Below are 15111 nucleotides of genomic sequence, written 5' to 3' on the forward strand. Positions count from 1 at the left end.
AAATAAAAAAAGCAATACCTTATAAAAAGGGACTGCTTTTTTCTATGTTGATGTGTTTTTATGTTTGAATTATACACAATTCGTGTGCCAAAATAGGTTGAGGTGATATAGATAAAAATCGATTTTTGTATAAGTTTTTGAATGCTAGTGTTTTGTCAATTTAAACAGGCTTGTAATATAAAAAAGCAAATAGCTGTTTTGTTTTAGGAAAATTATTTATACCTTTGCAAACCCGTAATGGGGAAAATTATGTTTAATCGTAAACGATAAGTAGTGAATACATTAAGTTACAAAACCGTATCGGCTAACAAAGCTACCGCAAATAAAGAATGGGTTGTGGTAGACGCTGATGGACAGCCTTTAGGGCGTTTAGCATCTAAAGTGGCTAAGATTTTGAGAGGAAAGCACAAAACTAACTTTACACCGCACGTTGACTGTGGCGATAACGTTATTATTTTGAATGCTGAGAAAGTAGCACTTTCAGGAAACAAGTGGGCTGATAAAGAGTACATCTGGCATACTGGATACCCAGGAGGTCAAAAATCTTTAACTGCTGAAGAGCTTCACAAGAAAAACAGTGCAACGGTAGTTGAGAAAGCTGTAAAAGGGATGCTTCCTAAAAACAGATTAGGAAAAGCTATCTTCAAAAACCTTCACGTATACGTAGGTGGAGAGCACAAGCATGAAGCACAGCAGCCTAAAGAAATTAATATTAACGAAATTAAATAATTAAGATGTCTACAGTACACAAAATCGGAAGAAGAAAAACATCTGTAGCGAGAGTTTACGTTAAGCCAGGTGCTGGTAACATTACTGTTAACGGTAAAGATGCTAAAACTTACTTCTGCACAGATATGTTGGTTTACAAATTAAATCAACCATTTTTATTAACTGAAACTGCTGGACAGTATGACGTTACCGTTAATGTTTTCGGTGGTGGTATTACAGGTCAGGCAGAAGCTATCAGACTAGGTATTTCAAGAGCACTTTGCGCAATCAATGAAGAATTCAGATTATCATTGAAACCTCACGGTCTTCTTACCAGAGATGCAAGAATGGTAGAAAGAAAGAAATTCGGTCAGAAAAAAGCGAGAAAGAGATTCCAATTCTCAAAACGTTAATTTTCAAAATTCAGGATCTCGGATCATGGATTTCGGACGCTTCACTTGGTCTGTTATCTTATTTCTGAAATCTATTTTAAACAAAACAAAAATTGCCCGTTTAGTTTAGCACCCAAACACTTCTCCCGTTCTTTGAAGTTGTTGATTGCTTAAAGCGGAATGTAAACTAAAAAAATTAAAGACATGGCAAAAGCAAATGTAAAAGACCTATTAGAGGCTGGCGTACACTTCGGTCACATGACTAGAAAGTGGAATCCAAATATGGCTCCATATATCTTCATGGAGAAAAACGGTATTCACATTGTCGATTTACATAAAACGGCAGTAAAATTGGACGAAGCTTGTAACGCTTTAGAAAAAATTACTTCTGCTGGTAAAAAAGTTCTTTTCGTAGCTACTAAAAAACAAGCTAAAGAAGTTGTTGCAAAACACGCTTCTGAATTGAACATGCCTTATATTACTGAAAGATGGCCAGGTGGTATGCTTACCAACTTCGTAACTATCAGAAAAGCGGTTAAGAAAATGAACGCTATCGATAAAATGAAGAAAGATGGTACTTTCGAAACTTTATCTAAAAAAGAAAGATTACAAGTTGACCGTCAGAGAGCTAACCTAGAGAAAAATTTAGGTTCTATCGCTGACATGGTGCGTCTTCCTTCTGCTATTTTCGTAGTAGATATTATGAGAGAACACATTGCGGTAACTGAAGCTAAGAAATTAGGTATTCCAGTTTTCGGTATCGTTGATACAAACTCTGACCCAAGAAAAGTAGATTTCGTTATCCCTGGTAACGATGATGCTTCTAAATCTATCGATATGATTCTTTCTGTAGTGTCTGAATCTATCAAAGAAGGTCAGTCTCAAAGAAAAGCTGAAAAAGAAAAATCTAAAGAAGGCGAAAAAGCTACAGCTGATGCTGATGCTGATTTCGATGCTGAATAAGAATTTTCTTATATACATAAAAGAACCCGTTAGTTTACTAGCGGGTTCTTTTTTTATCTAATGCAGAGTTGATTATTTTAACGACAGCTGTTGTGAGCTTCTGATGTTAGTCGTTTCTCTGTAAACTTTCTGACAGACATTAGCTGAAAGGGTATAGGTTCCCTTGCGAATCATTGCATAACCAACCTGTCCGGTACCAATTGGTATCCTTTTAAAGCCATTGCTTCCGCTGATGGTGAAAACCATATTACAGGAAGATTCATTTTTTATAACAATAGAAGTGTTAACAGCATTTGGATCTGTACTGTTCAAAAGATCATTTAATACAGCTTCCGTTTCGGGTTTATAAGTCTTTAGTAACTCATTATATTCTCTTTCAGTATTTGCCATAGAAGTATTGTTGCTCCCAGGGTAAGAAGGATATCTTGGAAATCGGTTGTATGTACCATAATTCATAGCGTCACACCCGGCCAGAAATACTGTTGCAGAAATAAGGAATAAATATTTTTTCATCTGTCAAAGATAAATTAATCTTCTTAAAATTAATTATTTCGTAATACACCGAAACACAAAACACAGCTTTTTAATTTGTTGTATTTTTTTTATCTTTGCACTGCTAAAATTTCAAGCATTATTTAATTAAAATATTTCAAACTATGTATACACCAGTAGCAGCAGACGTAGCTAAACTAAGAAACCACACAGGTGCAGGTATGATGGATAGCAAAAAAGCTTTAGTGGAAGCTGAAGGCGATTTTGAAAAAGCTATCGAAATCCTTAGAAAAAAAGGTCAGAAAGTAGCAGCTAACAGAGCTGACAGAGAAAGTACTGAAGGTGCTGTTATCGCAAGAGTTAATGAAGATAACACTTTAGGTGCTATCATTAGCCTTAACTGTGAGACTGACTTCGTTGCTAAAAACGAAGCTTTCGTAGAGTTAGCTTATGAATTAGCTGAGATGGCAATTACTGCTGCAACTAAAGAAGAATTATTAGCTACAGATTTCCACGGAATTACTGTTGCTGAGAAATTAATCGAGCAGACAGGTGTTATCGGTGAGAAAATCGAGATCGGTAGCTTCGAAAGAATTGAAGGACCTTTCTTAGGTGCTTACATCCACGCAGGTAACAAAATTGCTGCTATTACTTCTCTTTCTGCTAACGTAGAAGGTGGTGTTGATGCTGCAAAAGCTGTTTCTATGCAGATCGCTGCAATGAACCCAATCGCTCTTGATGAAACTCAGGTTTCTCAGGAAACTATCGATAAAGAATTAGAGATCGAAAGAGATATCTTAACTAAAGAAGGTAAGCCTGCAAACATTATCGATAACATCCTTAAAGGTAAAATGCAGAAGTTCTACAAAGAGAACACTCTTGTTCACCAGGCGTTCATCAAAGACGGAAGCCAATCAGTAGCTGACTATGTAAAATCAGTTAACGCTGACCTAAAAGTAGTAGGATTCGTAAGAGTAAGCTTAGCTTAATCAAACTGAAATAAAAAGAAACCTCGGGAACTTCCCGGGGTTTTTTGTTAATCAGAATTAATGTTTCTCATTCCATAATAATTTCGTAATTTTGCAAAGAAAGTGCTATGCCTATACACGACAAAATCATAGAGACGGCAATCACCTTTGATGACGTTCTTCTAGTACCTTCATATTCTGAAGTATTACCAAATCAGGTTTCTCTAAAATCAAGACTTTCCGATAAAATCACCTTGAAAGTTCCTATCGTTTCTGCAGCTATGGATACGGTAACGGAAGCTTCACTTGCTATTGCATTGGCGAGAGTAGGTGGATTAGGATTTATTCATAAGAATATGCCTATCGAGGAGCAAGCTAATCAGGTTAACAGTGTAAAAAGATCCGAGAACGGCATGATCTCCGATCCTGTTACATTGTCCAAAGAACATACTCTTGGAGAAGCTAAGGGGATGATGGCTCATTATAAAATTTCAGGACTTCCTGTAGTAGATAATGATAACAAACTGGTAGGTATTATTACTAACAGAGATGTGAAGTATCAGGAAGACCTAGATCTTAAGGTTGAAGAGATTATGACAAAAGATAATCTTATCGTTTCTCATAAATCAACAACTCTGGAAGAAGCAAAAGAAATTTTGTTGAAGAGCAGAGTAGAAAAACTTCCTATAGTAGATGCTGAAAACAAATTGGTAGGATTAATCACCATTAAAGATATCGACAATCAGCTGGAGTATCCTAATGCTAATAAAGACGGAAACGGAAGGCTTATTGTAGGAGCCGGAGTCGGAGTTGGAGCAGATACAATGGATAGAGTGAAAGCTCTGGTTGTAGCTGGCGTGGATATTATTGCAGTAGACTCTGCACACGGCCACTCAGAAGGTGTTCTTGAAAAGATCAGAGAAATCCGTGCAGCATATCCGGATCTGGATATCGTTGGAGGAAATATTGTAACTGCTGAAGCAGCAAAAGCTCTTATTGAAGCAGGTGCAAATGTCCTGAAAGTAGGTGTTGGTCCGGGATCTATCTGTACAACAAGAGTTGTTGCAGGTGTAGGTGTACCACAATTATCTGCTATCTATAACGTTTACGAATATGCAAGAACACAAAATGTAGCTGTTATTGCAGACGGAGGTATTAAGCTTTCCGGAGATATTGTAAAAGCCATTGCAAGTGGAGCAGGAGCAGTAATGCTTGGATCTCTTTTAGCAGGGACAGAAGAAGCTCCGGGAGATGAAATTATTTTCCAGGGAAGAAAATTCAAGTCTTATCAAGGAATGGGATCTTTAGCAGCAATGAAGCGTGGTGGTAAAGAAAGATATTTCCAAAGTGAGGCAAAGAAATTTGTACCGGAAGGTATTGAAGGAAGAGTTCCTTTCAAAGGTAAGTTAGAAGAAGTTATTTTCCAGCTTAGCGGAGGATTAAGAGCCGGAATGGGATACTGTGGAGCTAAGGATATCGAATCTCTTCAGAAAGATTCTAAAATGGTTCGTATCACTGGATCTGGACTTAAAGAATCTCACCCGCATGATGTAATCATTACGCAGGAAGCCCCTAACTACTCATTGTAAATTATATTTAATACAATAAATAAAAGCCAGCTGTGCAGCTGGCTTTTTTGTTTGAATATTATTCCGGAAATATGAATATCTTTACGATAACTAATAATCATAATTCCTTAATTTATAATGAGAAATGTTTTCATTCAGCTCTGTCTGCTGGTAGGTACAGTATGTACTTTTTATAGTCAGGAAATTTCTGTAATTCCTAAACCCCAGCTGCTGCACCAAAAGACCGGAAAGTTTGTAATTGATCAAAATACAGGAATACAGTTGAAAGGAGCGTCCGAAAAAGATGTTCAGCTATTTCTAACCCAGCTGAGAAAAGCTTCGGGATATGCTTTGCCTGTAAAAAACGGAAAAGAAAATACAATAGTTTTCCAGTTGGATACAAAACTGAACTTGCCCAATCAGGATGGCTATACATTGGATGTATCTGATAAAAATATTGTAGTAAAAGCAAAAAATGGAAACGGCCTTTTTTACGCTACGCAAACACTTAGACAGTTGCTGCCTGTCTCTGTAGAAAGTTCAGATAAAAAGGACGCACAGAATTGGACAGTCCCGGCTTTAGCAATTACAGATTATCCAAGATATGACTGGCGGGGATATATGAAGGATGTCAGCCGTACGTTTTATGGAGTGGATGTTATAAAAAAGTATTTAGATCTGATGGCACTTTATAAGATGAATACTTTTCACTGGCATCTAACGGATGATCAGGGATGGCGTATTGAAATTAAAAAATATCCTAAACTAACTTCCGAGCAGGCAACGATATTTCACATAACAGAAAATCAGCCGGCAGAAAGAAGTGGATTTTATACTCAGGAGCAGATAAAGGAAGTTGTAGCTTATGCCAGGGAGCGTAAAATAACAATTGTTCCGGAGATTGATGTTCCGGGGCACTCGTGGCCTACAATATTAGCTTATCCACAGCTGGGTGTTAATAAAAACAGTTACCCATATTTTGTGTTTCCTTTTGTTTCTTCATGGGGGTATTGGGGAAATCAGTTCACACCGAATACCTTGGATCCTTCTAAAGAGGAAGTATATACCTTCTTGCAAAATGTTTTTACAGAAATAGCAGCATTGTTTCCGGGTGAGTATATTCATTTTGGTGGAGATGAAGTCAGACATGTACTGTGGGAGAAAGAACCGCATGTACAAGAGTTTATGAAGGCACACCAGATTGGAAATGTAAAACAACTGCAGAGTTATTTTGTTCAGCGTGTTTCAGGTATTATCAAAAAGTTGGGCAAAAAGCCTATTGGCTGGAACGATGTATTGGCGGATGATAAAGGTTTGCCTAAAGAAACAGCTATTATGAGCTGGTTGGGAGAAGAAGCTATAAAAGATGCCGCAAGTCATGGATTTAAAGCTGTAGCAACACCCTATTCACATGTTTATTTAGATATTACACAGGCGGATAGAAATGACGGAACTCCAAGTGATCTGGCGTATAGTAATATTAATTCAATAGACAGGATTTATGCTTATGATCCGTCTGCTGGTCTAACTAAGGAAGAAGAAAAATTTGTATTGGGTATTCAGGGGAATCTTTGGTCGGCATTGACACAGGAAACTAAAGATATGAATGTGCATGTTTTTCCGCGTTTATTAGCCATTGCGGAAACAGGATGGACATTACCTGCCAACAAAAATTTTGAGGACTTTAAAAAGCGTCTTTTAACAGGTGAAAAAAGATTAGACGAGTTGAGGGTCGATTATTATAAAACGGGAGGATATATAAGCGGGAAATGGACTCAAAACGATATTAAAGAAGAGTTTGCTGATCTATCGTTTGATGTTACTCCTAAAGTTTATACAAACGGAAGGATTGTTGCCGGTTTTTTCTATACCTCCGGGAAAAACTTTTTAGAAATCGATGGAGTGCAGCTACTGGAGGATGGTAAAGTAATATCAGAAGACCTGCATCATTCATTAGCAGATACTTTCAGAGGGACGAACAAAATAAAACCATTCTATTATAATTTTAAGATAGACTGGTATAATTCTAAAGCGAAATATATGGTAAAAGCAAAAGTCCGTGGAGCAGGGGGAACAGATTCTAATGGAAATTTTACATTTAATCTTAGTCCTTACAAACCATTTACAGCTGTTGAAGCTAATTAATATAAAAGCCTGAGAATCTCTCAGGCTTTTTAATATGATTTTTTATAATTTCGGAGTACAAATTTTATCCCGGTTTCGATAATATCGCCCATTGTTTTACAATATTTGAAATTTACATCGTAAGTCAGTTTTTGTAATGCTGTTTTAAGTTCCTTGACATTAGCTTCCGGTGCAAGATCCTCTTTTTTCATAATCGAAATCAGCTCATCGAATCTGTTTTGGCTACTGGTAACTCTTTTTACGATCTGTGAACGTACTTCTTTGCGGTATTGTTCTATAGAATTAGGTTTCAGTTTCTCCAGAACCATATTCACCATGATACTGTTTTCTTTGAAATACTGAGGCAGATATACTTTCAGATTTCCTTCATAGGTCTGCTGGTCAAAATCTATAGGGCGGATTCTGTATATTACCTGATCGAAATCGTGTACAGGAATAATCACATAATTATAGGATCGCATATCTCCTAAAAGGCCGATAAGACAGCGTTCATTGAATTTCACAAATTCCTTGGATATCTGAGCCTTTTCAAGTTCTGTGCAATTAGACAGATGTTTCTTAATAAATACATCACCCGGAATTCCCAAAATATGTTCCTCAATCAGAGTATTTTTATGAATAAGAAAGTTAATTCTGTTTGGGGAGAGTAAATCCTCCAGTTCTAATCCGTATATCCGCGAGGCATCGGCCTGTTTGATATAGAAGTTAGTGTAATTGTCATTCAGAATATTTCTTACCCGAATCCGAAAAGGTTTGGAGTTGCCAAAAGTACAGAAGTCTATTGTATCTACCTTTAGATAAGGTAAGGTCGCCTCGTCTCCGTCCGAATGGAGTAGAGTATATATTTTATTCAGATTGGCTTCTATTTCCTGAAATTCATGTTCAGGATAGAATACGCCCAGCCATAGAGTGTCCTTGCCTTCTTTATCCAGAATACTTATACTGTCACTAAACCGTAAAAGATCTTCATACAGAAACTGAATTTTTGTAGTTCTGTTGTGTTTCTCCAGATATTGCTGTAAAGCCTCGGAAACAGGAAATATGGGTTTTCTAAAAGCAATCCTTACATCTTTCATTACATTATGTACTTTAATCTAAATATAAAAAATATTTGAATGCCTTGTCTAAGAATTGTTATTTTATCAATAAGAAAAGCCACTCAACTGAGTGGCTTTGTATATTTTTAAGGAATTTAGATTTATCCTTTGAATTTACCCATATTGATAAATTTCTCCTGTCTTTGTTCCATTAATTCTTTACCGTTAAATTTCTTCAAAGATTTAATGTTGCTCAGGATAGTACTTTTTACATTCTGGAAAGCAACTTCCGGCTCGTAATGAGCACCGCCAAGAGGTTCTTCGATAATACCATCGATTAATTTCTCTTTTAGCATATCAGGAGCAGTCAGTTTCATTGCTTCAGCAGCAACTTCTTTGTACTCCCAGCTTCTCCATAAAATTGTAGAACAGTTTTCAGGGGAAATTACAGAATACCAGCTATTCTCCATCATGTAAACTTTGTTCCCTACACCAATACCTAATGCACCTCCACTAGCTCCTTCACCGATTACAATCGTGATAATAGGAACAGTCATACGACACATTTCATAGATGTTTCTTGCAATAGCTTCTCCTTGCCCACGTTCTTCGGCTTCAAGACCCGGATATGCTCCCGGAGTATCAATAAGAGTAACAATAGGGATGTTAAATTTCTCTGCAAGCTTCATCAAACGCAGTGCTTTACGGTATCCTTCCGGGTTAGACATACCGAAACGACGATGCTGTCTTTCTTTTGTCGTTCTCCCTTTCTGGGTTCCGATAATCATTACACTTTGCCCTTCTATTGTGATAATTCCGCCTACCATTGCAGGATCGTCAGCAAAATTACGGTCTCCATGAAGTTCTAAGAAACTGCCTTTATCTGCAACTCCATTAATGAAGTCTAAAGCATAAGGCCTGTTTGGATGGCGGGAAAGCTGAACTTTCTGCCATGGTGTAAGCTTGCCGTAGATATTTTTCTTTTCAGCAATAATTTTATCTTCTAACTGGCTGCATGCCAATTTTACATCGATACCACTTTCTTCACCTACCAAAGAGCATTTGTCGTATTGCTCCATAAGCTCTTCAATCGGCTTTTCAAATTCTAAATATTCCATTCGTATGAATTCAAGGTCTCAAATTTAAGGATTTTTTATGGAATCCCTATTTTAAAGTTTCAATTGCTTTAGTTATTCTGGAAATAGTCTCTTCTTTTCCGATCATTTCCATAAGATCCGGTACATCTGGTCCTTTAAGTTCTCCAACTAAAGAAAGACGCAGAGGCATCATTACTTTTCCCATACCCAATCCTTTGGCTTCTGCTAATTGGTGAATACTTTCCTTAATAACATCGGCCTTAAAATCTACAGATGAAATAGCCCCGATTAACTCCTGCATTAATACAGCTGTTTCCGGAGACCATGCTTTTTTCGAAGCCTTTTCATCAAAAGATTCCGGTGCGTGGAAAAAGAATTTACCGTCATTATAGATATCTTTAACAAAGGTTGCTCTTTCTTTCATCAGACCAATTATTTTTAAAGCTTTTTCATCAGAAACTTCAATATTATTTTCTGCCAAAACTTTTTTGAATTCCGGAAGGATAGCTTCATTAGACATCAGTTGCAGATATTGCTGATTGAACCATTTTGCTTTTTCTGCACTGAATCTTGCCCCTGCCTTATGAACTTTATTAAGATCGAATTCTTTAATCATCTCATCCATACTCACAATTTCTTTATTGTCAGCAGGAGACCATCCCAACATGGCAACCATATTGATGAAGGCTTCCGGTAAATAACCTTCTTCACGGTAACCTGCAGAGGTGTTTCCTGTAGCAGAATCGGTAAAATTAAGCGGGAATACAGGGAAACCGAATTTATCACCATCTCTTTTGCTTAGCTTACCTTTTCCTTCAGGTTTCAGGATAAGTGAAAGATGAGCGAACTCCGGTGCATCCCAACCCATTGCTTCATATAATAATACGTGAAGTGCCATAGATGGCAGCCATTCTTCACCACGGATAACATGCGTAATTTTCATCTCGTGATCGTCGATGATATTTGCGAAATGATAAGTTGGCATTCCGTCATTTTTTACCAGAACTTTATCATCCAGGGTATTGGTATTTACGCTAAACTTCCCACGGATGATATCATTAAGATTAATGATTCTGTCCAATGGCATTTTGAAACGGATGACATATGGCGTTTTTTCTTCCAAAAGTTTTTTTACTTCTTCTTCAGGAAGAGAAATACTATTTCTTAGTCTGTTACGGGTTTCGTAGTTATAGGCAAAAACATCACCTCTAGCTTCAAATTCCGCACGAATCTGATCCAATTCTTCTGGTGTGTCAAAAGCAAGATAAGCATAATCCGTTTTCAGGATTTGTTCTGTATATCGGTCATAGATATCTCTGCGTTCTGACTGACGATACGGAGCATAAGGACCACCATGTTTTGGACTTTCATCCGGAACCATACCAATCCATTCCAGAGCTTCCATAATGTACTCTTCGGAACCCGGAACATAACGCTGGGTGTCAGTATCTTCAATTCTCAGGATGAAATCACCACCATTGTGTTTTGCGAACAGATAGTCATATAATGCTGTACGTACACCTCCCAAATGTAAAGGCCCGGTTGGGCTGGGAGCAAAACGTACCCGTACTTTTTCCATGTAAAAAAAATTTGGTGCAAATTTACTTAAAATTATACGGTTATCAGCTTTTGATTATAATATTTCATTTATACAGATTGAGGTTCATAGACGATAGTGGAAAGATAATACATTTATCTAATAAGATTTTTTATAGAAAAGCATCATGGTGCTGAATGGATAAAAGACGAATAAGGTAGCATCCAAATATTCTTATGAAATAAAAAAGATAAAGCTCATAATCAGCTTTATCTTTTTTATTTAAACAATTTACAGATCATACAATGCATAAAGCCTTATCCAGACTTAAAGTCTTTTTTTGATTTTATATTTTAACTTCTCTATAAAATTTCGTTTTATTTTATGCTCTTCATTTTCATGAAAGTAATTAGCTCTCCATGGTTTCTCGGATCGTGTTACTAGCTCATATAAAACCCTGTTTCTTTCAGCTAACTTCAATCTTTTTTGATAAGTTTCGTCATCCAGCAAATTTCTGTCGGTAGTATAAGATATTTTTGAATAATGATTCTGGTGAAGCACAATAGGACTGTCAATGATTTTTACCTCTAATCCTTTTAAATGAACTCTGTATAAAAACTCATTATCATCAAAAGCGATGCCTCTTGCAAATCTTTCATCGAAACCACCTAAGTCATATAGGTTTTTCCTTGTAATAGCCGAACAGAAATGGTAACCTTTAGGGTTTGTAACAGAATGATTGTACCAGCAATCCAGCCCGTCTCCAATATATCCAACATTATTATCATCCATTAATGTCTGAATTTTTTCAGGATGTTGAAGCAATGTATCCAAATTATGAGTACTCTCGATTCCTAGAGAGAAACAGGCAAAACTTAAGTAGTTATTATCATTAAGATGATTCTGCACAAAATTTATAATGTTACCATAATGAAGGCATTCCGGATTTTGCAATATTATAATATCTCCTTTTGCTTCTTTAAAGCCAATGTTAAATGGAATGCAGGAATTAAAATACCACTTATCTTCCTTTTCTAATCTGATAACCTTTAAGAATGGATATTTCTCCGTTAAATCTTCCAGTCTTTCATTTTCATCACTTCCGTCATCTACAGCAATAACTTCCAGATTAAAAGATGTGGTACTTAATTGACGGGAAATACTTGAAAGTGTATTTTCAAATAATTTCTTTCGGTTGTAGTATGCTGTAACTATTGATATTTTCATTTGAAGAACAGGAATTTTTTCTTTTTTTGTTGCCAATTACTTTGAAAGATAACACCCAAATAATTTTTTTTCAATTTATGAATATTATGAAACTTCTTTTCCAGTAAATATTGCTCTTTATGGTGATAAACTTTAAAAAAGCCTTCTATGGGTAAGATTTCAATCAGTTTTGTTTTAAATAAATACTCTCCATAAATAACACATTCTGAAGGAGGAGTATTTTCATCTATCTTATTAAAGAAATCAATAAAACTAAGATTTTGCTCTCCTAGAAATACCTCATTGAAATGCTTCCACACATTACAATTCCACAGATAGGGTGAAGGACCGTAGTCCCATTCTTTTCCAGTGTTTCCGAATAGAGGACGCGTAAAGCGGAGTGCTTCTTTAAAAAATATTTTTTCTGAATCCAGTCCTATATTTTCCATTGTTTCCAGAAAACCTTTTGACTCATGCATAATGGTGTAAGGAGTATTATCGTTATACATGAAATCCGAATAATAGAAATCGCGAATAAATTCAGAATCTGAGTCAATGCAAAGATAGTTTTCACAAATCCCCAGGCGATACACATTAGACTTTATAATCTGTTGATATCTCCAACCATCATTATCTGGGTATTCAAAAATATCACTGTCTTTAATAAGATTGATATTCTTGTGATTGAGATTATCTGCAAAATAATCAAAGTCAGAATCATTTACGGAAAGATAAACAGGTAAATGATCCCTGTTATATAGTTCAATAGATGCAATTAGTTTTTTTACCGGATCAAAATCCCGGCGAAAACTTTTGATAAATAATATTAATTTATGCATTTCTAAAATTTTACAATGCTCTTAAATTTATTGTAAAGGTTAAATAATCTAAGGTGATTATAATCTTATTATTGTAATAACTGAAAAATCTCTTCTTTCTGAGCTTCTATAGAAAATGGATAGATTGCTTTTTCAGAATTATTGTGCAGAGTATTCCATGTTGATTCATTCGTACATATTTCAATAATATTATCAGCAAATTTTTGATAATCTTCATTTTCTGAGATTAAAGCGGTTATTCCGTTTTCTAAAAACATACCTTCTGCTCCGATATCAGTAGTTAGAACAGGGAGAGTATATTCTAAAGCTTGACCTATCTTTCCCTTTACCCCTGCGCCAAACCGTAGAGGAGATACTGAGGCAAAGCACTGTTCATAATACGGAATAATATTTTCGACATAACCTACAACTTCGAAATTTTCAGAATTCATTTTAGAAATAGACAAAGGGGCTTCCGAACCGATAATGGTTATTTTTAAATCAGGTAAGACTTTCCATACTAAAGGCATGATCTTATGATATAATATTTCTACAGCATCTACATTGGGATCATGTAAGAATGTGCCAATAAAGAATATTCCGTTCCGCTTTTCGAAAGATGGCATTTCCTCAGGTTTTACTTTTAAATTATGAACGTTACTTACTGTAAATAATTTTGATTCATCTACGAAAGAAGTCATAAACTCTTTCTCTTTCGTACTGATTACAGCAATTTTATTTGCTTTTTTACACAGTTCAGTTTCTATATGTTTGTAATGAATTAATTCTTTCGCTCTCTTCTCATCATATTTAATCTCCAGGCCTCTTTCCAGTCTGAGATAGTGAATATCAACCATATCATAAATTATCTTGGCTCGTGGGGCTTCTTTTCTCAAAAAATCCAGATAATATTCAAAAAGCTCAGGTCTGTGACACCATACAAAATCTAACTTTGGAAGTAAGTTTTTGATAAAGTGTTTTTTCCCTTTCATAACACCATACTTCCCGATATATGGGGTATAAACGGTTACATTATGATCGTTTAGGTTTTTAATATATTTCTTTGACTCGGTTTTGGGAATCGATTTCTTCCAATCCATCAGGTAAACATTGTAATGCTTTGCTAAAAACTTTGCAATTTCTGTAATTCGATTAGAAGCTGAGTCTTTGTCAAATGTAGGGATTTGGCTGTCTACAATAAGTACATTTTTTTTGTTCTCATCAGAAATAATTGTTTTTTCTGATAATGGATAGTTTCTCTTTATATAGATATAATTCTTTATTTTTCTTTTAATCCCCATGGCATTATAATTTAAATATTTTCTTTGTGAAACTCTTTTACATTATACTTATTTATAATGTTTTGAGAAATTATCCACATAAGGTAATTCGAGAAATCTTTTAATTTCACTAACATTCATATCCTCACTGTCTATTACCAACATATTAATATTATTAGGATGGTAAAAATAATAATTATGTACCATTACATTAGTAGTTATCAGTTTTTTCTATATCCGAGACTTTCAAAAGCTCTGAAGGAAAAGTCTTTTCTGGTCAGAATTGCAGCACCATTTTAGCAGGATTTAATCATGTTTCTGGAATCTGTTCTTTTTATCCAGTATACTTATCTGCCCAAGTCTTTTTTTATCGTAATAATAAAATTCTGGTGTTTTTCATATTTCAGATTTTTTCGGAAGTACTTTGCTAAAAGCATTGATATCCTTGTCTTTGAAGTTTGTATGTGTCGGTGCTTCAATATTTATATGGTGAGCGTCAACTCCTTTATTGGAAAAAATCCACTATATATCGATCGTAATACCAATAATCAAAGCTTATGACGCAAATTTTCATTAATTCGTTTTATTTTTTGTTCTCTTCTTCTTACGGAGATTCGAATCTCATTAAATAGGATGAGTTTGATGAAAAAAGGTTGCGCTATTTTTTCATTATTTTGGCTAAAATAAAAATTATTTAGCTTGTCTGAATAAACGAAAACAAAACTATTTATTACGGAGTGGAGGCTGCCTGCGCTATCTTCTAAAAACAAAAAAACTGATGTGGTTGTAGAAGAAAAGAAAAATATATCATAATGTCAGAATAGATGAATGACATATATGCGGAATGCAGGATTGACCGTAACCTTTAAACGGCATTTGGATAGTCTGCAATTAACATTG

The 15111-nt window shown here is 35.4% G+C and carries 13 protein-coding genes; 6 read left to right on the forward strand and 7 right to left on the reverse strand.

All coding sequences use genetic code 11. The features are described 5' to 3' along the window. Positions 1-273 precede the first annotated feature (273 nt). The 3 genes from rplM to rpsB all read left to right on the forward strand — a co-directional run bounded on the left by rplM (position 274) and on the right by rpsB (position 2063). Positions 274-729: a 50S ribosomal protein L13 gene (rplM, locus tag ATE49_RS03005; RefSeq protein WP_034868048.1), complete on the forward strand. Its 456-nt coding sequence runs from the start codon at positions 274-276 to the stop codon at positions 727-729. 5 nt (positions 730-734) lie between these two features. Continuing rightward, a complete protein-coding gene (gene rpsI / locus ATE49_RS03010) occupies positions 735-1121 on the forward strand; it encodes a 30S ribosomal protein S9 (protein ID WP_034868046.1) in 387 nt (128 codons plus the stop codon). Positions 1122-1304: 183 nt separating this feature from the next. Continuing rightward, a complete protein-coding gene (gene rpsB / locus ATE49_RS03015; RefSeq protein ID WP_009085459.1) occupies positions 1305-2063 on the forward strand; it encodes a 30S ribosomal protein S2 in 759 nt (252 codons plus the stop codon). Positions 2064-2135: 72 nt separating this feature from the next. Here rpsB and ATE49_RS03020 read toward each other — a convergent pair whose 3' ends face one another. After that, on the reverse strand, positions 2136-2576 hold the full coding sequence (locus ATE49_RS03020) for a DUF6759 domain-containing protein (RefSeq protein WP_065081045.1): 441 nt from the start codon (positions 2574-2576) through the stop codon (positions 2136-2138). Positions 2577-2719: 143 nt separating this feature from the next. Between ATE49_RS03020 and tsf the strand changes: the two genes are divergently transcribed. The 3 genes from tsf to ATE49_RS03035 all read left to right on the forward strand — a co-directional run bounded on the left by tsf (position 2720) and on the right by ATE49_RS03035 (position 7236). Further along, the gene (gene tsf, locus ATE49_RS03025) at positions 2720-3544 is read left to right on the forward strand and encodes a translation elongation factor Ts (RefSeq protein WP_059156678.1); all 825 of its coding nucleotides are present in this window, start codon (positions 2720-2722) and stop codon (positions 3542-3544) included. A 107-nt stretch (positions 3545-3651) separates the two neighbouring features. After that, the gene (gene guaB, locus ATE49_RS03030; RefSeq protein ID WP_065081046.1) at positions 3652-5112 is read left to right on the forward strand and encodes an IMP dehydrogenase; all 1461 of its coding nucleotides are present in this window, start codon (positions 3652-3654) and stop codon (positions 5110-5112) included. Positions 5113-5229: 117 nt separating this feature from the next. After that, positions 5230-7236, forward strand: coding sequence for a beta-N-acetylhexosaminidase (locus ATE49_RS03035; protein ID WP_065081047.1), 2007 nt, complete (start codon positions 5230-5232; stop codon positions 7234-7236). Between the two features lie 29 nt (positions 7237-7265). On the opposite strand, the gene ATE49_RS03040 is transcribed toward ATE49_RS03035, so the two are convergent. The 6 genes from ATE49_RS03040 to ATE49_RS03065 form a co-directional block, all read right to left on the reverse strand. Continuing rightward, the gene (locus ATE49_RS03040; protein WP_065081048.1) at positions 7266-8312 is read right to left on the reverse strand and encodes a hypothetical protein; all 1047 of its coding nucleotides are present in this window, start codon (positions 8310-8312) and stop codon (positions 7266-7268) included. Between the two features lie 122 nt (positions 8313-8434). Next, positions 8435-9391, reverse strand: coding sequence for an acetyl-CoA carboxylase carboxyltransferase subunit alpha (locus ATE49_RS03045; protein WP_034868033.1), 957 nt, complete (start codon positions 9389-9391; stop codon positions 8435-8437). A gap of 46 nt (positions 9392-9437) precedes the next feature. After that, positions 9438-10949, reverse strand: coding sequence for a glutamate--tRNA ligase (gene gltX, locus ATE49_RS03050; RefSeq protein WP_065081049.1), 1512 nt, complete (start codon positions 10947-10949; stop codon positions 9438-9440). Positions 10950-11234: 285 nt separating this feature from the next. Then, on the reverse strand, positions 11235-12134 hold the full coding sequence (locus ATE49_RS03055; RefSeq protein ID WP_140384417.1) for a glycosyltransferase family 2 protein: 900 nt from the start codon (positions 12132-12134) through the stop codon (positions 11235-11237). Continuing rightward, positions 12131-12952 (reverse strand): DUF6492 family protein, encoded by an 822-nt coding sequence (locus ATE49_RS03060; RefSeq protein ID WP_065081051.1) that lies wholly within the window; start codon positions 12950-12952, stop codon positions 12131-12133. Before ATE49_RS03060 ends, ATE49_RS03055 begins: the two co-directional genes overlap by 4 nt. A gap of 68 nt (positions 12953-13020) precedes the next feature. Further along, a complete protein-coding gene (locus tag ATE49_RS03065) occupies positions 13021-14232 on the reverse strand; it encodes a glycosyltransferase family 4 protein (RefSeq protein WP_065081052.1) in 1212 nt (403 codons plus the stop codon). Between the last annotated feature and the right edge of the window lie 879 nt (positions 14233-15111).

It is taken from the genome of Elizabethkingia miricola, assembly GCF_001675285.1.
GTDB classification, from domain to species: domain Bacteria; phylum Bacteroidota; class Bacteroidia; order Flavobacteriales; family Weeksellaceae; genus Elizabethkingia; species Elizabethkingia miricola.